Raw genomic sequence first — 21,884 nt, 5'->3', positions numbered from 1 at the left:
GTCTGCACTGACTGATCAAAGCCCTCTGCGGGCCATATCGACAGCACTGAAGATGGCACGCCCTTTATTCAGGGTCTCCTTCCATTCCAGCTCGGGAACAGAGTCAGCCACAACACCGGCACCAGCCTGAACATTAAGCTGACCATCCTTGATCACAGCAGTACGGATAGCGATTGCCGTATCCATATTGCCGTTCCAGGACAGATAGCCGACAGCGCCACCGTAAATGCCACGCTTTACCGGTTCCAGCTCATCAATAATTTCCATGGCCCGAACCTTCGGTGCACCACTTAGAGTTCCTGCCGGCAAAGTCGCCCGCAGTACATCCATAGCAGTCAGCCCTTCTTTCAGACGACCGGTGACGTTAGAAACGATATGCATCACATGGGAGTAACGCTCCACCACCATCTTATCGGTCAGATTTACGCTGCCGGTCTGAGCCACCCGGCCCACATCATTGCGGCCCAGGTCGATCAGCATCAGATGCTCGGCAATCTCTTTCGGGTCGGCCAGCAGTTCCTGCTCAAGTTCCAGATCACGCTCAACGGTTGCACCCCGCTTACGGGTACCGGCAATCGGCCGAACAGCCACTTCACCATCTTCCAGACGGGCCAGAATTTCCGGTGATGAACCCACCACATGAAAGTCCCGCAGATTGAGGAAGTACATATAAGGTGACGGGTTCAGACACCGCAGCGCCCGGTAAAGGTTTAAAGGATGATCGTGAAAAGGGAGCGTCATACGCTGGGACGGCACAACCTGCATCACATCACCGGCCAGTGTGTACTCCTTAACCTTGTCGACCGCAGCCTTGAAGGCCTCTTCACCAAACAGGGACTGGGCCTGCTCTTCGGCAGGAGCCTGCTCGGTGGCATCCGATGGCAGGAAGGCACGCTTGCTGCGGAGGGTCTGCAGATAGGTTTCGATAGTGGTCTGGGCTTTGACCAGTGCATCGGCCTCGGCAGGATCAACATGAACAATAAACATCACCTTGCCGGTCAGGTTATCGAAGACCACAAGGTCATCCATTACCATCAGCAGAATATCCGGAGTGCCCAGCAGATCCTTTGGCTGACTATTGGCCAGACGCGGCTCGATATAACGCACAGTGTCATAGCCAAAGTAACCCACCAGGCCGCCGTTGAAGCGTGGCAGTTCCGGCAACGCGGGTACCTTGAACTGCGCCATAAAAGTTTCGATCTCTGCGAGCGGATCTTCCACTTCGCGTTTGTCGATGATGTAGCCGTCTTCCTCCAGCTCCCAGGTCTTGCCGGTTACCTTCAGAACCTTCCGGCTACCCAAACCGATAAAGGAGTAACGCCCCCACTTCTCGCCACCTTCAACCGACTCCAGCAGGCAGGAGTAATCGGTATCCGCCAGTTTGAGATAGGTGGACAACGGCGTGTCAAAGTCAGCCAATACTTCCCGGTAAACCGGTATCCGGTTATAGCCCTGGCTGGCAAGTGATTGAAACTGTTCGGGTGTCATGGCGATTCCCTGTACTCAGCAAGCTTTGTGGAACTTAGGATTTATATTAGAAAAGTGAGCCTGCACATCCTTTTTCCACCAGCCTCGCTGGAAAGATATTGGTGTGCCGTACATGCTCAGGCTTCAGGACGCCATCGCCAGGAATCGGTGACTTTGCAGCTGCAAGTCTTTTGGGTGGAACAGAATCTTCGCACGGTGTGCTCTCCAGCCTTTCACAGGGTCATCAGTACAGAGTGGTTTCAAAACAATGTACTGGTGCAGTGATACGTTTGAGCTAGAGAATATATAAGGTTTCGGTTATTGGCAATAACAGAAGTGTTACTAACTACAAATTTCTTATTTACTGCCTATGAAGCGAGATCACAGAGCCGGAGGAACCAGCCAGTCCGATGCAAGACTTTCGCTGATCAGCTGCTGAAACTGTTCGCTTTCAACCTGCCCCAACAGCTCCCAGGGCAGATTGATCTGATCCTGTCCAACCGCCACCTGCAACTCCTGATAACTGGCCAGAAGCTTTAAATAACTGTTTCGTTCGTCAAATCCGGCCTGCAGGGCGTTGACTCCGGCCAGTGTTCGGGCAACATCATCGGCCAACGCCAAAACCATTCTTTGCTGCCAGAGCACATCCACCTTTTGCTCGGCTTCAGCGACCAACTGAACATGATCATGTCGTTGCTGTGCAGACCGCCAGCGGATATCAGCCAACTGCACCTGCTTAATCACCGTGAGAGCCAAAGCTTCCCGCTGACGCTCAAACCGTTCCCGCTCCTGTCTGGCAGACTCAATAAGCACGGGGGCCTGAATCGCATTAAGAAGATCAAACGTGGCGACCACACCTCGCTCTCCCCACTCATTGTGTCTCAGGTTGGGGGAGTCATCGTAACGGTAGCCAGCGAAGAAACCGGGATCAGGAAGCCACTGCCAGCGGGCACGCTGCTCATCCAGTGCATAGTTGCGCCACTGGTAATCTGCCTGATACAGCTCGGGGCGAGCATCTAAGGCTTGCTGTTGCAGCTTGCTGGACGCAACGCTCGACAAAGAAAACTCCAACCTCTCTCTTTGCGTCAACTGCAGAGACGACTCATCCATCATCAACAGTGCCGCCAGCTCAACCCGGGCTTCATCAATCATCCGGGTCATCTCTAATAAGGTTTGCTGAGCACGCACAAGATCACGCTGATAGCGGGCAATCTCCAGCGGATCGTTATGGGAATCCTCACCGGCCTCGTTTAGCCGGGCCAGCATCTTTTCCAATTGATGCTGGTTCCGTGCAATGTCATCACGATAGTCGCTCAGAGCCTCAGCCCGCAGATACACCAGACGCAGCTGATGCACCATATTATTTACGGTCATGCGCAACGCCTGCTGTTCGGTATAAAGATTATTCAGGCTCTGCCTAGCTCTGAGATAACCCTCGGCAAAATCCAGCAGTGTCCAGGTTAACGACAGTGAACCCGTCGTTCGATTCAGCCCTTCCAGGTTCAGACTGGTTGTACTGTCGGGTGGGCTGCTGCGGTGGGTATAACGACCGTCGAGGGCAAGGTCCGGTAACAGCTGCCAGTAACTCTCTTCCAATCGGGTTTGGGCAAACATGGCCTGATAGCGACCAATCTCAACGTCCAGATTAAGGAATAACAGACGTTCCAAAGCCAGTTCCGGAGTAAGCTGCTCTGGTGCGGGCATTGCCAGAAGACGGGCAACCCGCTCCTGACGCGCTTCAATCACGGACTGTGACAAGGGATGCTCTGTCAGTGCCGTACAACCGCAAAGCAGGATAAACGACAGCAAATAGGCAACAGCTCTCATCATGGCTCCCGGAAACCTTCCGCCAAAGCCCGATGTACGGGATAAGCCAGATAACTCAGAATGGTGCGGGAACCGGTGGCAATATCCGCTTCCAGCGTCATTCCCGGCAATAACCGGAAAGCAGGCGGAGTGCTACGCAGCTCGCCACTCACAGCAATGTGAGCGGTATAACCAAATCGGTTCTGGCTGTCATTCAGGGTCACCACATCCGGACTCACCCACGACAGCGTGCCATCCAGAGTGCCAAACCGGGTAAAAGGCAGACTGTCGAGCTTAATCAGCACCGACTGGCTTGTATCAACCAGAGCAATATCTTCAGGAGAAATCTGCACTTCGGCCCGTAAAGGCTGATCAATTGCTGCCAGCTGCAGCAGTGTTTCCCCCTTTTGCACCACACTGCCTTCAGGGCGTTCGGTACTCTTGATCACCACACTGGCGAAAGGGGCTTTTAGCTCAACGATAGTGCGTGCCTGCTGGTATTTCCCCAACTGGGCAACGGCTTGCGCATATTGTCGGGAAGCCTCATGAAACGCCGTAGCAAGACTCTCCTGCCGCTCAGAAAGATATTGATTTCTGCGTACCTGGTTGTCCGCTAAATTAGCTTCACTCTGTTGAATCGCGCTGGTCATTTGTGCCAGCGCACGCTGCTGGCGCAAATAGTCGGCATGGGTCTGCAGATAATCGACCCGTCTTGGCCCCTGCTTCTGATAGCGCTCTTGCTCCTGCTTAAGCCGCTCCCCTTTTAGAGTATCGAGACCTTTGAGGGTTGCCACTTCCTGTGCCAGCAACTGTTTTTGCTGTTGCTGCTGTTCCAGTTGTGCAGTCAGACGTACCTGCTCTGCATCCAATGTATCCAGACGCGCCTGATGGGCAGCCTGCCGGGAAAGAAACAGTTGTTTGGCTAAACGATGAAAGGCTTCATCATCAGCAAAGCGTTCCGGTTCCTGCTGTTTAATTTCTGCCTCAAGCCGGCGAGCAGTAGCTTGTGAATCCCAGAGTTCCAGCTGAGCAGATTGCAGATCCGCAGCACTGACCGTGCTGTCGAGAACAAGCAAGATGTCGCCTTTTTGAACGACATCACCAGCCTGTACATTCCACACCCGTACAAGGCCATCCTGAATCGGTTGGATAACCGCCGGCGGTCGGGTAGATACCAGCTTACCGCGCACAGCAACTCTGGCATCAACTTCCGAGAAGGCTGCCCACAGCAGCATAACCACCACAAACCCAACAATACCCCAGCCCGCATACTGCAGCATGGTCCCAGGCAGACGTTGTTGCTCCAGCTCATACGTTGCCCGGTACTGCTCCCAGCCGGACAAGTGATCATCCTGTGTCTTCCAGAGCGCAGAGAGTCGTTTAAGGTTCATGGACGACCTCCCGCGTTTTGACGGGTGCCCCGGTCCAGGCCTGCCAGAGTTTCTGGTAATGGGCATTGCCAGCCAGCAACTGATGATGGGAGCCAGACGCCACAACCTTGCCGGACTCCATAACCAGCACCCGGTCCATCATGACCATGGAGGAGAGACGATGGGAGATATGAATAAGGGTTCGTCCCCGACTTATTGCCGGCAGGTTTTTCCAGAGCTGAGTTTCACTTTCCCCATCCAGTGCGCTGGTCGCCTCATCCATTACCAAAACCTGCGGATTAGCCAGTAGCGCTCTGGCCAGAACCAGACGTTGCCGCTGACCAGTGGAGAGATTCAACCCACCTTCATCCAATTGGGAGTCATAACCCTGTGGAAGCTGCTCAATAAAGGTATGCGCCCCTGTTAAACGACAGCAGGCAATCACATCCTCGCGGGAGGCTGAGGGCGCAACCATGGTCAGGTTATCCAGCACTGAGCCGGAAAACAGACGACTATCACTGAATACACCGCTGACACAACTTCTCAGCCAGTTCAGATCAAACTCTTTCAGGTTATAACCATCTAGACGAACGGTGCCGGATGTGGGTTTCAGCAGCCCCAGCAGCAGTCTTGCCAGCGTGCTCTTACCCGCGCCACTGGCGCCAACAATGCCAATCTTTTCCCCCGCCCTGATCTTCACGCTGATATCGCTCAGGTAATCAGCCTGCTCGGCATGGTAACGGAAGCTGACCTTATCCAGCTCCAGAGCGCCTTTAACCGGAATGCTCAGACCACCAGTACGCAGACGCTCCGGTTCATGATTCAGAACCTTGCCCAGCATGCGGGCAGATGTTGCGGTTTCCTGATATCGACTGGCTAAAGAGGCCAGTTGCACCAGCGGCCCACTGATGCGTCCGGCCATAATATTGAACGCGATCAACACACCGAGAGTCATCTCACCCGCAAGCACCAGCTGGGCGCCCCACCAGATAATGCTTAGCAGCATCAGCCGCTGCAGAAACTGGGTGGCCTCATTAATAACAGCGCCCATGGAACCCACTTTGCGGCGCAGCACCATCTGTCTGACGGCAGCATCCAGCCAGCGTCGAACCTGGGACTGTTCCAGTGACAGGGTTTTCAGGGTTTCAATACCGGAGACACTCTCCACCAGCCGGGCTTGACGTTCACCCTCTTCACGATTGAGCTGCTGCACGGGCTCACGACTGAGCTTCAGACCAATCCAGGAGCACAGACCAATCAAGCCGCCAAACACCAGAACCATAACGGTCATAGGTACACTGAACAGCATCAGTACCGGGATCAAAACAACAATGGCCAGTGTTTCCAGCAGAGTAAACAACAAACTGCCACTGACAAACTGTCGAACCTGATCCGCATCCTGCAATTGCTTGATAAGTTGTCCGGAACGCAGCTTTTGAAAGAAGGGCAAAGGCAGGCTGAGCAGACTATTGATGGCACGCTCGGCGAGTACAATATCCAGCCGGCCGGACGCATGGAGAATCAGCTGCTGGCGAATCAGCCCCAGCAAACCATGCAGCAGAAGAGTGATAATGGCAGCAATAAACAACAGATGCAGCGTAGCGTAGCCTTCAAAGCCCACTACCTTGTCAAACACCACCATAGTGAAGATCGGTAGAATAAACGCCAGCAGATGCATAACCAATGAATAACTGAAGACCTGTGCAACCACAGACTTCTGTTCGGTCAAACGTTGCCATAACCAGCGCAGATCGAAAGCCTTTGGCGGTTCCAGCGTCTGCAGCAGCGGCTTTACCAGAATAATGGTTTCCTGCCAGACACCACAGAATTCTTCCCGCCCCACTTCCAGTAACTCTTTGCGTTCCGAAAGCGGATCACTGATCAATGCCATTAGCTCGCCGGAACGATTCTGACGAAACCCGGACAGCACCACCGAGTTGCCATTAGCCAGGGGCACCATCACTGGCATGGCCGTGCCCAAAGCCGGCAACTGCTCCCAACTGACGGATTGCTCGGATGCCTGCAGGCCGCAATCACGGGCAATACGGAGAATCTCTGCGCTATCCCAGACGGAGCCTGAGGTATTTAATTGAGCAGGTGATAGCTGGAGATGGTGATAACGACCCAGGATCACCAGACAGTCAACAGCTGTCGGATAACCCCGGGACGATTCGGAACGACCTTCACCCATGGCGATCAGGATTCGACCGAAAGGGTGTTGTCACCAGAGAAGTTGGGAGAGTTGTTATCCTCAGCCGGTTGTTTGCGGGTAATGATATTGCGGGACTGGAGCTCCTCCACCAGCTTCTCCATGCTTTGCTGGGTACGCAGGAAACCTTCCAGCGACATAACCAGAGAACCCGCAGGCACCCGCTTGTTCACGGATGGGCTCTCGGCATCAGGAACCAGACGAAACAGCTCGAGGCGCACATTTCCACCAATCACACCGACTGTTTCTACACCGTCGAAATACAAACTCTCAGACATACCGCACCCTGTTCTCTTTATTATTGAGTGAGTTCAATGTGTTATGCGGCGGATGACTGCATACACCCGCCAGTTGTTTTTATGCTTATCAGGCAGCAGCCTCAATCAGCTGACCGCCACTTTCAGCCAGCGCATCGTAGAGCAGCTCAGAAGCTCCGGTCAGACCATTCTCGGTAACAGCTGCCAGCAGTTCATCGTCCAGTGTGACACTGCCTTCATCCATCAGAGCCAGCGCCTCGCGAACACCACCTTCCAATGCTTCCGACCAGTCAAACGCATAAGCCTCAAAGTCCAGCGGACTCTGCTCATTCCAGTAGGCTTCCAGCTCACTGAAACCAATGGAGAAATCACCTGCAACGATCTGGTCTTCTGCACCAAAGCCAGTCAGATTGACCTGCCCCAGAGACTGCCCATCTATGACAATATCCAATGTGTTGATGTCATTGGTATGACTGAGAACCAGGTTATCGACTGTCAGACTAGTATCCACCGCAAAGTTAATACCCATATCCAGACGCAGGGTATCTGTACCGGTCGAGTCGTTTATCGAGAACACGCCACTGTTCAGGTAGTAGCTGTAACTGTCGTTCCCCTCACCACCAGCTGCCGATGAAGTACCAAAGCCAGCGATAAAGGTATCGTCGCCCAGACCTCCGCTATAACTGAGCGTACCGCCAAAGTTGATCAGGTTGGCAATGCTTTCAATCTGATGTTCGCCGCTTTCCGCCAGCAACGTATTCAGACCAGACGTCAGCAGATAGAGGTCATCGGAAAGGCCAGAGTCAGCCATCAGATCCAGAGTGCCCCAGCCAAAACCGATAAAGGTATCATTGCCGCTACCACCATCGTTGGTACCGGTCAGGCCAAAGTTCAGCAGCAGGTCATCACCGGCACCACCCTGAACATCAGCGCCCAGACCAACGTTGATCAGGAAATCATTGCCACCCTCACCCTGAACACTGTTGCCTACACCCAGCGCTATACCAATATCGTCGCCTTCGCCGAGAGTGAAGATATTGGCAACACCGGCACCTACCGCCAGATCATTACCATCGCCGGCGGTCACCGTATTGCCCAGACCAACGGCATACAGACCATCATTCCCATCGCCACCATCAACGGTATTAACAGCGCCCACCGCAACGGCGACATCATTATCCGCGCCAGCCTGCAGGCTGTTGGTGCCTCCGACGGCCACCAGCCAGTCATCACCGGAGCCGCCGTTAAAGCTGTTAGTTGCACCAACACCCAGCATAATGTCGTGCCCGGCACCGCCATTCAGACTATTGCTGACACCCAATGCGATCAGCGTATCGTTACCGTCGGATTCCAGACCGCCATCCAGACGGTTGTTGTTACCTGCTGCGACAAGAACATCATTGCCTTCCTCACCGCTCAGATTGTTGCTGTTACCAATCCCGAAACCGATATCATCACCCGCACCGGCCACCAGATTATTGGTATCACCAACCGCGGCCAGAATATCGTTGCCACCATTGCCAATCAGGTAGTTGGTTTCACCGGCGGCAAAGGCCACATCATTGCCTTCACCGGTACGCAGAACATTGCTCTGCCCGATGGCGATACCGATATCATCACCGGCATCCAGCCCAATATGGTTCTCCTGACCAATAGCAATGGCACCATCATCGCCGCCACCGGTAAACACACCGTTGAAACGACCCGCAGCCAGTACCAGATCACCATTGTCCTGCAGCAGATCAAAGCTCTGGCCCAGATCCGGCAGTCGAGCTGACCAGTCAATACCGGCAATGTTCGGGATTTCGATATCAGGAAGGTCCAGTGACTGAGCCGGCAAGGCCAACTGCCCATCTGGCAGGGTATCCTGCAGATTAAAGGCCGGGGTGGAGAGATCCGGCAGGGTAAAGTCAGGAATGGTCTGCCCCAGAAGAGCCTGTCCGCTCAAAGTGTTCGCCAGATCAGACGACACACCGGACAGATCAAAGCTGTTGAGCTGGAAGGCCGGCACGCTTAACTCGGGCAGAGTAAACGACGGCAGCTCAACAATAGTCGTTGCACTCTCCGGCTTGGGAGCACTGGATTCCGTACCCGGATCAACCGGTGCTTCCGGAGCCTGGAAAATACTGTAACTGGTGGAAGGTGTAGCAAATGTCAGATCCACGCCCGTTGTATGGCTATCGGTAATACCTTCCGGAGAAAGGGTAAAGCTACCGTTCTGGAAGGCATTCAGATCCAGAGCATCCAGAATTCCGGTCAGGCCTGATGCGGCAAATGTACTGAACGAGGTGTCGCCACCCAACAAGTCGGTAAAGGCACTGCCAATATCATTAGCACCGGTTGAGCCAAAGCCAAGGCTCAGGCTGTAATCCACATCGGCAGAAATATTGTTAAAAGACAGCTGGGTATCAGTGAAGTTCGGTACAGTCAGTGATGGAACAGTGATACCTGGCAATTGCAGCTGCTCAAGCACCGAGAGATCAAGCCCGGCCAGTTCACCAAACTGATAATCGATACCAGTCACCTGATCCAGAACATCCGCATCTATAGACGGCAGATTTATAGTATCAAAACTCCAGTCTGGCATATCCGGGTTGGAGAACTCCAGCTCTGGCAGCACCGCTGCCATCTCACCATGAAGATCAACAGACAATGAACCACTGAGAGTCACACCCAACCCTTCAAGCAGCGGCTGGGCAAAACCACCCAGTCCACCGACGCTACCGGAAAGAAACTCTCCCCCAACACCACCAAGCCCCTTGATAGAACCGGAACCCGTAACAGCTCCCGTCGCTGAAACAGTGACCGAGCCTCCCGCACCGTACTGACCAAACAGAGGAAGATCGAGAGCATCAATCGTGAAGTCATTGTCGGCAAGAACAATATTATTCTCACCGACAGAGAAGATAATATCGGAGCCTGAACCGGCAGCTGTGACATTGTGCTGTCCGACAACAGCGAGATTATCGTCACCGGAGCCAGCCAGCGTCAGGTTCATCTGGCCTGCCGTCAGCAGGGTATCGTCGCCGGCTTCAGTCACCACAATATTGGCCTGACCACCGACAACAAAGGTGTCATCACCTGCACCGGTGTTAACGACATTAACTTGGCCAATCACCAGACCACTGTCGTTATCATTACCGGAGTGAACAATATTGCCCTGCCCTCCGGCGACAATATTGTCGGCACCGGCGGCGGTAGAAACGATATTGGCCTGCCCCAAAGCAACCGCAAAATCATTGCCGCTGCCTGCCAGTTGCAGATTGCCCTGTCCGACAGCAAACAGTGAATTATCACCATCGCCAGCCAGCTGCAGATTGACCATGCCACCAGCAATAAGAGTGTCATTGCCGGCACCGGCATACTGGAGGTTACCCGCTCCGGCAGCAGAGAGAGTGTTATTGCCATCGCCGGCGATCAGGGCATTAGCACCGCCCGCAGCGGCAATAAAATCATCGCCTTCACCTGTCATTACCAGGTTGGCGGCTCCGGCAGCGGCAATAAAGTTATCACCGGCACCGGCCAGAACAACATTGGCTCCACCCGCAACGGCAGCGAAATCATCACCGCTGCCCGCCACCATCAGGTTGGCACCGCCTGCGCCCAGAAAAGTGTTATCGCCGTTACCGGCAAAGAAGATATTGGCAAGACCTGCCGCATTGAGACTATCGGCACCGTTGCCTGTAGCAACAAAATTGGCACCACCGGCGGTATTGATGGTGTTATCACCATGGCCGGTCATCACTACATTGCCTGCCGCCAGTGTATTTACCGTGTTATTACCATCCCCCAACAACACGACGTTGGCCAGCCCGATCAGGCTGACATCATTGTTGCCATCACCCAGCTGAACGTTATTGCCACCGGCGGCACTTTTTACAACGTTATTTCCATATTGGTCGGTAATTTCTGCGTAACCGGCTACGGCATCAATGGTGTCATTACCACTGCCACCATCAATGCGAGCATAAAGACCACCAGCGGTTAAAACATCATCGCCGCTGCCGCCTTCGATAACCGCACGAAGGCCAAAGCCAGCCAGATCATCATTACCATCGCCGCCATAAAGCTCAGCATTGGCTCCCCAGGCCCGGCCATGGTCATTGCCATCTTCACCCCAAATGCGGGCGTCTGCTGCGTGGGCTTCCAGACGGTCATCACCGCTGCCACCCCAGACCTTGGCACCAATACCTTTGCCGATCAGCGTGTCATTGCCACCGCCGCCCCATAACTGGGCATTGGCATGATCCAGTTGTTTGTAGTCATCTCTGTCCGAACCGTGCCACTTACCTGTAAGCCACGACCAATCCATACCCGTCTCCTGTTGAAGGCCAAAAGGAAATGTCCAGGGAAAATGAGTACGGCAGGAGGACAGAAACGTCCTTATCTCTAATGCTTTCCGAGCCTGTTGTTATTTTTATTGCAGCTCATGTGTGTGACAGATTGATCAAGAGTTGATGACAGCGTTGCTGATAACAGCACTGACACATCCGCACACAAGCAGTGAATACAGTCTAAACCATATTTAGAACAATAGTACCAAGATAAAATATTTTGTGAACCGGTTCTATTTTTGCTTTGAGAAGAAGGAATAAAAAGGCTGCCAATACAATTAACAGCCTTTGTGAAGACGTGTCTTACTGAACTAATTCAGCCAGTGACGGCACCAGATAATCCGGATCAAACTGTTCGATCGGTTCACCGTGGTTGTAGCCATAAGGCACGGCCAGAGAGAGAATCCCCACCGCCTTTGCGGCATGAATATCATGGCGGGAGTCACCAACCATCAAGACCTGAGCAGGTTGTGCCTGATAGTGATCAACCACATGCAGCAGCGCGGCTGGGTCAGGCTTGCGAATGACATGCCCGAGATCATCCTTCAACGTATCCCCGCAGATCACCATGCCGAAGTAGTGTTCCAGGTTAAGACTCTGCAGAAGATCGTGGGTAAACCGTTCACTCTTGTTGGTGATAATCGCCAGCGGCACATTCAGGGCTTTCAGCCCTTCGAGGCAATCGACGACACCGTCATAGAGTTCACAATACTTGCCACAGCTTGCATCGTAGGCCTTGCTGAAAACTTCCAGCTGATCCCGATAAAACTCGCTGTCGAAATCGATATCGTGTTCTTCATAACTGGCATCACGGAGCGCACGCTGCACCAGAACCGGTACACCGTTACCAATCCAGTAGCTGGTCTTTTCCACACCGGCCAGTGGTTTGTTAAGACCGGTGAGCATTTCATCCACAGCAACGGCAATATCGGGAACGCTGTCGACCAGCGTTCCGTCCAGATCAAACATCACCAGCTGTGGCAGTTCACCATGAAAAATCTGGCGAAGCAGCATAATGGTTCCGCCTGCTTATTTGGCCAGCTCGGCACGCATCTGGCTGATCACCGCTGCGTAGTCGTCCTGATTATAAATAGCGGAACCGGCAACAAAAGTATCCACACCGGCATCGGCGATTTCACGGATATTGGCAACGCCCACACCGCCGTCGATCTCCAGGCGAATATCGTATCCACTGTCGTCAATCAGCTTACGAACCTTACGCGCTTTTTCGAGGGTGGACGGGATAAACTTCTGGCCACCAAAGCCCGGGTTCACAGACATCAGCAGGATCATATCCAGCTTGTCCATCACATACTCCAGCACATCGGTACCGGTCGCAGGGTTCAGCACCAGACCGGCTTTGGCACCACCGGCACGGATCATCTGCAGGCTGCGGTCGATATGTTCACTGGCTTCCGGGTGGAAGGTAATGTAGCTGGCACCGGCTTCCAGGAAGGCTTCGATCATGCCATCGACCGGCTTCACCATCAGATGCACATCGATATCAGCGGTGATGCCGTAGTTGCGCAGGGATTTGCAGACCATTGGGCCGAAAGTCAGGTTCGGCACATAGTGGTTGTCCATAACATCGAAATGGATCATATCGGCGCCGGCATCCAGCACGGCCTGTGCTTCTTCACCCAGACGGGCAAAATCAGCGGAAAGGATACTGGGAGCGATGCGAAAATCTTTCATGGGCTCTTTTGAGACTCTGTTGTTTAGCGCTTGCGGGATTATAAACAGATCACTCCCGTCCTGACAGGGACGAAGCTTATACCTAAGAGCCTGGATAGAGATGAATTGTCTAATTTGAACCAGCCTTCACATTCTTTGGTGTCGTAAACGTCCACTTTCTGTCCGAAACTGGCAAAGACATACTGTTTTGATCAGGCATACTAAATAGTTATGAGAAACCTAAAAAAATAATAACAAAGGCAATGACATGGTTGAGTTTGAATACAATATGGCCGCTGTCGGGATTCCTCTGCTGTTCCTGCTGATGCTGGTCGAATACCTGGCCCTGAAGCTCAAAGGCAAAAATCTCCACACTTACAGTGATTCCGTAACCAGTGCCTCTATGGGAGCCTGCCTGCTGATTTCGGAAGCCCTGCTCAAGGTCTACACCTTTGGCGTATTTATCTGGATCTGGGATAACTTTCGGCTGTTTGATTTCAGCTCCGCCAGCCTCGTAACCTGGGTCGTCTTCTTCTTTGGCACCGATCTCTGTTACTACTGGTTTCACCGGATAGCCCACGAGCGGAACATTTTGTGGGGCGCCCATGAAGGTCACCATCAGGGCGAAGAATTCAATTACGTCACGGCTATTCGCCAGAGTGCGTTCCAGTACGGATTCTCATGGGTATTCTATCTGCCACTGGCTCTGTTTGGCTGCCCACCAGAGGTGTTTCTGGGACAGTTCGTTATCCTGAAGGGCTACCAGTTCTGGATTCATACCCAGGGGATCGATCGTATTCCCTTTATAGAAGGCATTCTTTCAACACCATCCAGTCACCGTGTCCACCACGCCAAGAACCCCATCTATATCGACCGGAACTATGGCGGCACATTGGTCATCTGGGATCGTATGTTTGGCTCCTGGCAGCCAGAGCTGGCTACGGAAGCCTGCCATTACGGAACTACCAATCCCACCCATAGCCTGAGCCCGATTAAACTGAATCTGCGTCATTGGGGAACCATGTTCAGTGACGCTGTCCATACCAAGAAATGGTCCGACAAAATTGGCCTGTGGTTTAAGCCAACAGGCTGGCGGCCGGCCGACTGCGTAGAGCCCCACAACCATTTGCAAAAGGAAGGCACGGCTGACAGGGAGAAATATGATCCAAAATCAACGACGACTCAGAAAGTCTACGCCGGTGTTTCTACACTGCTGACCTTTGTTGCGGCGGTTATGTTTATCTTCCTGTCACCCCAGCTGGATGGTTTTATCAAAGGGGCTGGCGCTTTGATTCTGCTGGGCGGTGTGGTGGCAGCAACTGGCCTGCTGGAAAACAAACCTCAGTACTTCCTGCTGGAGCTGGTGCGCCTTCCTGCGATGGTCTGGTTTATTGCCACACTCTGGTTCTTTCCGGTTACCACAACCATCGTCAACACCATTGTTATCAACAAGCCTGCGGCCCAGGCTCTTAACTATGCTTCGGACGTAAGCCGCTGGCCGGAATGGCACCCGCAATCGGAAACCATTGCACCACCACGAACAGGTTCCCTGTTGACTGGGGATGCCTTTACGGAAACCGTTTCGACACCGGCAGGACAGAACGATCTGGTCTGGAAAGTCGAACAGGCTGAGCACGGTTCACTCTGGCAGGCTTCAGCAGACAACCTCACCAATGGCAGCCAGATTCTGCTGACCTACCGCACACAAAACACCGGCCCATCCGAGACCACATTTGAGCGCACGCTGGACTATACCCTGCGTAATTTTGCTTTAGTGGCTGCGAATGCCCTGCACTTCAAGAAGGTCATGGAAGAAAAATCGGAGCAGTCTCTGGAACGGTTAAAGTGTGCGATTGAACAGAACTGAGAGATCATCCTATCGAGGCTGCCGTTTCTTATAGCGGCAGCTCTTCACTCAAGCCATAAAGCGCCGGACTTCCGGTGCTGATAATACCCTGCTTCATAGCCTTTTTCGGCGTCACTCCAAACCAGCTTTTGAAGACCCGATAAAACCCACTTAATTCGGTATAACCCAGTAGGTCTGCAATCTCTTTGATTTCACAGGATTGGTGCATCGCGGCAATGGTTCTCTCTTTAAGAACATCCTCTTTGATTTTACGAAAGCTGGTTCCATAACCTTCGAGCTGTCGCTGTAGTTTTCTGGGATAGGTGCCGCAAGATTCTGCACATCCTGCAATTTCTGCCCGGGCCAGACCATGACTGAGCACATAGCGCCGAACCTGCTGAATAAGATCGCTGCCCGCTTCCTTTTCTGCCAGCAACTGGTTGGCGTACTCAAGGGACATAAGATAGAGCGTGCTGTCACAACCCGGTATCGGTTGATTCAAACTGTCCCGATCAAGGGTCACCTCAAAGCCAAAATGAATGCCCCGAGTTTCAACCCTGATCCCCATAAGCTTCTGCAGTTCAGACACAGAAAAGTCCGAAGGCACAAAGATATTTTTAATCGCCATAGAGCCTGGTGACATCATCCGAAACAGTCGAACGGAGGCAATCGTGACCGAGAGAACCTGCTGGGGAGAAGAGGACAGAGCCAGTGGCGTTTCTTCATAGGTGAAGATTATCCGGTCAGGATTCTCCCGGAGTTCATAACGAAACGCTCCATTTTCACTGATCAACGTCTGGTACTGTGCGACGTTCTGAAGCGCCACACGCAACGTGTCTGAGTGCCAGATCAGCGGAGCCAGTACACCAAAGCTTCGGTAGTTATTGCCTATACCGATTCTTGCGCCAAGCAGTGGCTCATTAGAAAGCTTGGCAGCACGATGCCAAAGGATACGGGCAGAGAGAAGATCGAGACGATCACTCTGGGAGAACTGACCCTCCTGAAACCCAGGCAGCCCTTGCGTCAGTTGTTCGGTATCCAGACCACAGGAATCAAACTCAAGCAGCAGTGCGTTGATCCAGGTGCTGGCAATACAGAGGTACTTCACAGACCGGCCATTTTATTTTTGTTATAGAGAGTCAACTCTATGCCATAGCCGGACTCACAGTAAACCAGATCCTGCAGCTGAAACTGCAGGATCTGGTTTGTCAGCACTGATCAGGCAAAGCCGCCAATATGGGCGGATATCACGATCACACTGGAGATCACAAACAGCAGCAAAACGAACTTCCAGACGAACTTCGCCCAGTCACGCCAGTCCACACGACACACACCCAGGGTGGCCATCAGAGAGGCAGAGGTCGGTACGATCAGGTTGGTGAAACCATCACCAAGCTGGAACGTCAGAACCGCAACCTGACGGGTGACACCACTGATATCCGCCAGTGGAGCCATCAGCGGCATGGTCAATGCAGCCTGACCAGAGCCAGAGGTTACGAAGAAGTTGAAGCAGGACTGGAAGACGTACATCAGCCATGCAGACAACCAGCCCGGGAAGCCACTCAGTACAGAACCAAAACCGTGCAGGATAGTGTTCAGCGTGTTCGGAGTATCCATACCACCGCCGAGCAGCAGCAGAACGCCCTTGGCAAAACCAACCAGCAGAGCCGGTGCCATCATCATGGACGCACCTTCCTTGAACGCGCTGGCAGCATCATTGGCCGTCATGCCATTCAGGCGATACACGACACCAATCAAACCAACAACAAAGCCCATGGCAAAGAACTGGGAGGCGATCTCAGACAGATACCAGCCATGCATCAGCACGCCCCAGATCACCCAGACCATGGTGGCGGCGATGGTCAGCAGTACCAGAGTATCACCCAGGCTCCACTGTGTTTCGGCGGCCTTGTCATGATCACCATCACGGAAGTAGGCATCGCTCAAATAGCTGCGGGACGCTTTCGGATTATTCTTGATGCTGCGGGCATACAGATAGGTAAAGCCAATACCCACCAGGGTAAAGCCAGCCCACATAATAATCCGGAAGGTAGAACCGGACATCACCGGCACACCGGCAAGGCCCTGAGCGATAACCACGGAGAACGGGTTCATCCAGGATGTGGCAAAGCCGACCTGGGTCGCGACATAGGTCACCATCACGGTGGTGATCGCGTCATAACCCATGCGCACCATCATCGGGGCAATAATCAGCGCGAAGGCAATCGCCTCTTCACCCATGCCGAACACGGCACCGCCCAGAGAGAAAAAGAAGAACAGGATCGGAATAAACAGACGTTCATTGCCCTGGGTTCTTTCAATCAAGCGATGAATACCGCGGTCAATAGAGCCAGTCTGGGTCACGATGCCGAAGGCACCACCGATCAGCAGCATGAACACAATTACGCTGACCGCACTGCCGGAAACCAGCCCCTGGAACGGGAAGTTCATCAGACCGAGGCCGCCGCTGGCATCAAACAGCTTTACGCTGCCGAAAATCTTATCACCGGCTTCGGTCAAGGCGTAGGTAAAGGAGTCCGGATCGATAACAGTTCGGCTTTTCTCTGCGCCGTCCACCATGTATTTGATGGTGTCAGTCTGGAAAGAACCTGACGGAATAACATATGTGAGAACTGCGGCGATCAGACCAATAAAGAAGATCAGCAGCAGGGTATCGGGCATTTCCCACTTTGATGCGGCCTTGACCATATCGTCCTGGGCAGCATCAAAAGTTGAAGAATTTGTATGCGACATTGGATAACTACCGTTGAAACCATTTTTTCTTATAACAAATGGTTACAAAGAGTTATCTGACCTCGATCATATCGGCGGACAGTTTTTACACTTTTATTACCAGAACCAGCAGCTCCCTAACTACAACTGAAAGTAATAAAAACCGCCATAACATACCAACCCGACCATCACGGTTATCATCAGGCTTTTGGTCAGTCGCGCAACAGCAAAGGCTACAAGGGCAGAAAGCAGGAAACCGGGGTTCACTTCCCACCCTGCGGAAGAAGAGCTCTTCACCATAATGGTCTGCACAATAATGACCGTCAGCACCGCAACCGGCACATACTTCAGCGCTGTTTCCATAACCTGTGGCAATTGCCAGCGCCCGGAAGTGGCGATCAGCACATAGCGAATGGAGAAGGTAATCAGGGCCATACCAATAATCAGCCACCAGGCACTCATACCTTTCTCCTTTCAGCCAGCCGCTCAGCCAGAACACCAGCCGCTACAGCAACAAGGGATGAAATCATCAAACCACTCTGATGCGGCCAGCCCCAGGTCAGTACGCCTCCCAGAACGGCAACAGCGGCGGTAATCCAGACCGGAGCAGAGGTCAGCGCCGGAGCAACAATGCCGACAAATGCTACGATCATGGCCACTTCCAACCCCCAGCCTTCCATGCCCGGCAAGGCTTCACCAAGGGAGAAACCCAAAAATGTGCACAACTGCCAGTTGCCGTACATCAGCAGGCCGGAGCCGAGGTAATACCATTGCAGCCCGGGCTTGCCTTTATTTCTGCGCAGCCAGTCGGAGACCACCGCAAAGCTTTCATCAGTAAGCCAGAAGGCGATCTTGGCTTTCATCCATCCGGACATCTGCCGCACGTGGGGAACCAAAGTAGCGGCATAGAGCATATGACGAAGGTTAACGAAAAAGGTGGTGAGCAGAATCGCAGGCCAGGCCACACCGGTAGCGATCATCGAAACAGCTATAAACTGGGCAGAACCGGCAAATACCAACAGAGACATACCCATTGTGAGCCCCAGCGACAGCCCACCCGCCTTAGCGAGTACGCCATACAGGATTCCGAAAGGTATGGCTGCAAGTATCAGAGGAAGAATATCCCTTGCGCCCTGCGCGATCAGGCGCAACTTGTCTTGCCGGGAAAGACAGACCTGCCGCACGTGTGGTGAGAAGCTCTTGTTCAATGAACTGTCCATAGCCACTACTCAACATCGTTATAATTCTGAGCGTGAGAGCCTAGCAAAACGGAGATTATCTGTCCCATCTCATAACAATAGGGCTTTGTAACCGGTTTTATGGATATCAGGGCATGTTGAGCTTCCCACTCTTGTTTCGCGTTTTTTTTCTTCTACTTTCATAGTCCTGATGAAATACGGACAACAAAAGTGAACCAGAAAACCGATATAACAACGTGGGCAAGGGATTTTTTATCTGGCTATAAACCTGAGGCCATGTTTTTAAAAGACGACATTCAATTATCAAACGGAGGAGGAGATCAAATCATAAAGGCCTATGATGGTACTGCCGCTTTAATTTCCATATCTGCGCGCTGTGCGGTCAAGCAGGCTTCCTATGTTGAACAGGATAATCTGGCGCACCTTAATTTGGCAGAGTCACTCGTGTGTACTAACCAGCTGATGTTTCTTTGTTGCTATAAAGCGATGGAACAGCGGCTAGACAAAATACTCCCAGAATTGACACCAGAATACCTTCAAAAAAATCTGCCCCTCATGTACAGGATCTGTTTTGTACTTGAGCACCAAATGAGTTGCCGCAAGAACATCAACAACGAGGATTTCTTCAGTGAAGCGGCCATTGTCAGGATCTCAGAGGGGCGCACGGCATATCATTTCAGCGCGGCTATCAATCATTGGGATGAGAGAGGGGGGCTTTATAGAGGTAACGCGCGTTACGCGGTTTTGAAAGGCTGACAACAGTTTCAGTACGCTCGAACCTCCTTAGCCACAGCATATTTATAAATAGTCGTATAACAAAAAAAGGGGTAGCCTGACGGCCACCCCAAACTTCACACGAGCTTTATATTATTTTAAGCGGATGCGGCCTCGACACCGCCACACTCCCGCTCTTCCTTTTCCCGCATCAACTCATTAAAGGCACAGCGAGCCTGCTGAGCTGCCTCAGAGGCATGCTGCTTACGATCTTTCGCAGTCATAGCCTGCTCGGTCAGAATATTCAGTCTGGCCAACAGCTCATCCGGGGCGTCCCCGAGTTCCAGACCTGAGCGACCACGCTCCAGTGCCTGCTCGCGGATTCTGCGTTTGACTTTCCAGACCCGCTCCATCGCCTTCTTCTCGGCTTTGGCGGCAACCATGGCTTCATCACGCAGCTGTTCAAACGTCGCCAGTGCCATACCTTCGCGGGACCATGGATCCACATCCGGCAGATCTTCGATATTGATCACCGGATCGGAATAGTCTTCCTGGCACATCAGATCAAGAGAAGCCGCCCGCACTGCCGAAACCATCAACATGACAGTGATCACCAGCAACGGCAGACCGCCAACAATAGCCGCCGTTTGCAAGGTAGAGAGACCGCCCATAAACATCAGCACTGCCGGCAGGAAGGACAGAGCAAAAGCCCAGAACAAACGATTCCAGCGCATTGGATCTTCAGTGACATTATTCTGTACCACAGACGCCAGAATAAAGGAGATGGAATCAAAGGTTGTCGCCGTGAAAATAATGCACAGCAGAGTAAAAACGGCGATCACCAGGTTGGACATTGGCAGCTGCTCCAGAATAGTGAAGATCGCTTTGTTAGCCCCCTCCGTGTTCAGAATACCAACAACATCAACCTGACCAGACAACTGCAGCGAAAGACCAAAGTTACCGAGGGTCATAAAAAATAGCGCACAACCCAGCGAACCAAAGAAGATGGAACCACTCACCATCTGCTTGATAGTCCGGCCACGGGAAATACGGGCAATAAATAACCCCATACTCGGCGCAAACACCAACCACCAGGCCCAGTAAAAAATGGTCCAGTCCTGTGGAAAGTGGGTATCTTCAAAGGTGCCGTAACCCCCAAACGGTTCTGCCCAGGTCGCCATATGGAAGATATTGGTCATCATCCGGCCAAGAGAGTCCAGGCCAGTTTCCAGCATAAATATGGTCGGGCCAGTCACCAGCACAAAGGCCAGCAGTCCCATGGCACCCCAGAAATTAATATTACTGAGTACCTTGATGCCCTTATCCATCCCGGCATAGGCCGAATAGGCAAAGATGCTGGTGCAGATCATCAGTACCACAACCTGGACACCTGTCGTCTTGGGAACACCAAACAGGATATTGGCACCTTCGGTAATCAATGGTGCAGCCAGCCCCAGTGTGGTGGCACCACCTCCGAGCATACCGAAAATAAACAGCACATCGACCAGCTTGCCCAGCAAACCGTTACTGCGATCCTCACCGATAACCGGCATCAGCGCAGCAGAGATCTTTAATACCGGCTTTTTGCGGACATAGTAGAAGTAGGCAATTGGCAGAGCGGGAATCAGATAGATGGCCCAGGCAATAGGCCCCCAATGGAAGATACCGTAGGTGGCAGCCCAGCGAATGGCTTCTTCGCTACCCGGCTCCAGCTGAAACGGCGGGCTTTGGTAGTAATAGGCCCACTCGATACAGCCCCAGTAGAGAATACTGGCACCAATACCACCACAAAACAGCATCGCTGCCCAGGAGGCTGTCGCATATTCCGGTTCCTCATCAGGATCACCCAGCTTGATCTGGCCGATATCACTGAAGACGATGTAGATAGCAAAAAAGATGGCTGCTAAACCAAGAGCCAGATAAAGGAAACCGAACTTGTCGGTCATGATGGTTTTGGCACCGGCAATCCAATACGCACCCTGCTCTGGCCAAATAGCCAGGGGAATAACAACCCCCAACAGCAACAGGACTGCCCCAAAAAAAGTGGTTTTATCAATTAATTTAAAATTATCAGCAGACAGCATTCTGTCCACTCCCTGATCAATAGTAACTACCGAATTCTGTATGTACGCACCACACACAAACAATCGGTTTTTACGCGCACGCCGGACATATTGACAGACAGTTGACGTAGATCACCACTAAGTAATTTATCTATAAAATAAACGCAATAAAGCAAACAGCAGATAATCGACAATCAAACACATAACGAACA

At 52.6% G+C, this 21,884-nt stretch carries 15 protein-coding genes; 2 read left to right on the top strand and 13 right to left on the bottom strand.

The features are described from left to right. Positions 1-15 precede the first annotated feature (15 nt). The 8 genes from trpE to rpe form a co-directional block, all read right to left on the bottom strand. A complete protein-coding gene (gene trpE, locus EHSB41UT_RS02735) occupies positions 16-1,488 on the bottom strand; it encodes an anthranilate synthase component I (RefSeq protein WP_087106628.1) in 1,473 nt (490 codons plus the stop codon). Between the two features lie 360 nt (positions 1,489-1,848). Continuing rightward, on the bottom strand, positions 1,849-3,297 hold the full coding sequence (locus EHSB41UT_RS02730) for a TolC family protein (protein ID WP_087106626.1): 1,449 nt from the start codon (positions 3,295-3,297) through the stop codon (positions 1,849-1,851). Beyond that, on the bottom strand, positions 3,294-4,664 hold the full coding sequence (locus EHSB41UT_RS02725) for an HlyD family type I secretion periplasmic adaptor subunit (protein ID WP_165767126.1): 1,371 nt from the start codon (positions 4,662-4,664) through the stop codon (positions 3,294-3,296). The genes EHSB41UT_RS02730 and EHSB41UT_RS02725 overlap by 4 nt, the downstream gene beginning before the upstream one ends. Beyond that, positions 4,654-6,834 (bottom strand): peptidase domain-containing ABC transporter, encoded by a 2,181-nt coding sequence (locus EHSB41UT_RS02720; RefSeq protein ID WP_087106622.1) that lies wholly within the window; start codon positions 6,832-6,834, stop codon positions 4,654-4,656. Before EHSB41UT_RS02720 ends, EHSB41UT_RS02725 begins: the two co-directional genes overlap by 11 nt. A gap of 5 nt (positions 6,835-6,839) precedes the next feature. Beyond that, positions 6,840-7,130, bottom strand: a complete 291-nt coding sequence (locus tag EHSB41UT_RS02715) for a hypothetical protein (RefSeq protein WP_087106621.1) — start codon at positions 7,128-7,130, stop codon at positions 6,840-6,842. Positions 7,131-7,218: 88 nt separating this feature from the next. Next, entirely contained in the window at positions 7,219-11,421 is a 4,203-nt protein-coding gene (locus EHSB41UT_RS02710) for a beta strand repeat-containing protein (protein WP_087106619.1), read from the bottom strand. 325 nt (positions 11,422-11,746) lie between these two features. Continuing rightward, a complete protein-coding gene (locus EHSB41UT_RS02705) occupies positions 11,747-12,457 on the bottom strand; it encodes a phosphoglycolate phosphatase (protein ID WP_207626545.1) in 711 nt (236 codons plus the stop codon). A gap of 15 nt (positions 12,458-12,472) precedes the next feature. Further along, a complete protein-coding gene (rpe, locus tag EHSB41UT_RS02700) occupies positions 12,473-13,138 on the bottom strand; it encodes a ribulose-phosphate 3-epimerase (protein ID WP_087106616.1) in 666 nt (221 codons plus the stop codon). 247 nt (positions 13,139-13,385) lie between these two features. Between rpe and EHSB41UT_RS02695 the strand changes: the two genes are divergently transcribed. After that, positions 13,386-14,984, top strand: a complete 1,599-nt coding sequence (locus tag EHSB41UT_RS02695) for a sterol desaturase family protein (protein WP_087106614.1) — start codon at positions 13,386-13,388, stop codon at positions 14,982-14,984. 28 nt (positions 14,985-15,012) lie between these two features. On the opposite strand, the gene EHSB41UT_RS02690 is transcribed toward EHSB41UT_RS02695, so the two are convergent. The 4 genes from EHSB41UT_RS02690 to EHSB41UT_RS02675 form a co-directional block, all read right to left on the bottom strand. Continuing rightward, positions 15,013-16,071, bottom strand: coding sequence for an AraC family transcriptional regulator (locus tag EHSB41UT_RS02690; RefSeq protein ID WP_087106612.1), 1,059 nt, complete (start codon positions 16,069-16,071; stop codon positions 15,013-15,015). Positions 16,072-16,181: 110 nt separating this feature from the next. After that, positions 16,182-17,717 (bottom strand): putative basic amino acid antiporter YfcC, encoded by a 1,536-nt coding sequence (gene yfcC, locus EHSB41UT_RS02685; protein WP_087106610.1) that lies wholly within the window; start codon positions 17,715-17,717, stop codon positions 16,182-16,184. 120 nt (positions 17,718-17,837) lie between these two features. Further along, positions 17,838-18,158 (bottom strand): AzlD domain-containing protein, encoded by a 321-nt coding sequence (locus EHSB41UT_RS02680; RefSeq protein WP_087106608.1) that lies wholly within the window; start codon positions 18,156-18,158, stop codon positions 17,838-17,840. Beyond that, entirely contained in the window at positions 18,155-18,916 is a 762-nt protein-coding gene (locus EHSB41UT_RS02675; protein WP_087106606.1) for an AzlC family ABC transporter permease, read from the bottom strand. The genes EHSB41UT_RS02680 and EHSB41UT_RS02675 overlap by 4 nt, the downstream gene beginning before the upstream one ends. 189 nt (positions 18,917-19,105) lie before the next feature. On the opposite strand from EHSB41UT_RS02675, the gene EHSB41UT_RS02670 reads away from it, so the two are divergent. Then, positions 19,106-19,651, top strand: coding sequence for an FcoT family thioesterase (locus tag EHSB41UT_RS02670; RefSeq protein WP_087106604.1), 546 nt, complete (start codon positions 19,106-19,108; stop codon positions 19,649-19,651). 116 nt (positions 19,652-19,767) lie between these two features. Here EHSB41UT_RS02670 and EHSB41UT_RS02665 read toward each other — a convergent pair whose 3' ends face one another. Next, on the bottom strand, positions 19,768-21,693 hold the full coding sequence (locus tag EHSB41UT_RS02665; protein WP_087106602.1) for a BCCT family transporter: 1,926 nt from the start codon (positions 21,691-21,693) through the stop codon (positions 19,768-19,770). Positions 21,694-21,884 lie beyond the last annotated feature (191 nt).

It is taken from the genome of Parendozoicomonas haliclonae (assembly GCF_900174585.1).
GTDB lineage: Bacteria > Pseudomonadota > Gammaproteobacteria > Pseudomonadales > Endozoicomonadaceae > Sansalvadorimonas > Sansalvadorimonas haliclonae.
Note: the sequence above shows the minus strand (reverse complement) of the source record. Positions and strands in the feature narration are given on the sequence as shown.

Coding starts and splice junctions, on each gene's coding strand:
- trpE (WP_087106628.1), bottom strand. CDS start 1,488: ATGACACCCGAACAGTTTCAATCACTTGCCAGCCAGGGCTATAACCGG.
- EHSB41UT_RS02730 (WP_087106626.1), bottom strand. CDS start 3,297: ATGATGAGAGCTGTTGCCTATTTGCTGTCGTTTATCCTGCTTTGCGGT.
- EHSB41UT_RS02725 (WP_165767126.1), bottom strand. CDS start 4,664: ATGAACCTTAAACGACTCTCTGCGCTCTGGAAGACACAGGATGATCAC.
- EHSB41UT_RS02720 (WP_087106622.1), bottom strand. CDS start 6,834: ATGGGTGAAGGTCGTTCCGAATCGTCCCGGGGTTATCCGACAGCTGTT.
- EHSB41UT_RS02715 (WP_087106621.1), bottom strand. CDS start 7,130: ATGTCTGAGAGTTTGTATTTCGACGGTGTAGAAACAGTCGGTGTGATT.
- EHSB41UT_RS02710 (WP_087106619.1), bottom strand. CDS start 11,421: ATGGATTGGTCGTGGCTTACAGGTAAGTGGCACGGTTCGGACAGAGAT.
- EHSB41UT_RS02705 (WP_207626545.1), bottom strand. CDS start 12,457: ATGCTGCTTCGCCAGATTTTTCATGGTGAACTGCCACAGCTGGTGATG.
- rpe (WP_087106616.1), bottom strand. CDS start 13,138: ATGAAAGATTTTCGCATCGCTCCCAGTATCCTTTCCGCTGATTTTGCC.
- EHSB41UT_RS02695 (WP_087106614.1), top strand. CDS start 13,386: ATGGTTGAGTTTGAATACAATATGGCCGCTGTCGGGATTCCTCTGCTG.
- yfcC (WP_087106610.1), bottom strand. CDS start 17,717: ATGTCGCATACAAATTCTTCAACTTTTGATGCTGCCCAGGACGATATG.
- EHSB41UT_RS02680 (WP_087106608.1), bottom strand. CDS start 18,158: ATGAGTGCCTGGTGGCTGATTATTGGTATGGCCCTGATTACCTTCTCC.
- EHSB41UT_RS02675 (WP_087106606.1), bottom strand. CDS start 18,916: ATGGACAGTTCATTGAACAAGAGCTTCTCACCACACGTGCGGCAGGTC.
- EHSB41UT_RS02665 (WP_087106602.1), bottom strand. CDS start 21,693: ATGCTGTCTGCTGATAATTTTAAATTAATTGATAAAACCACTTTTTTT.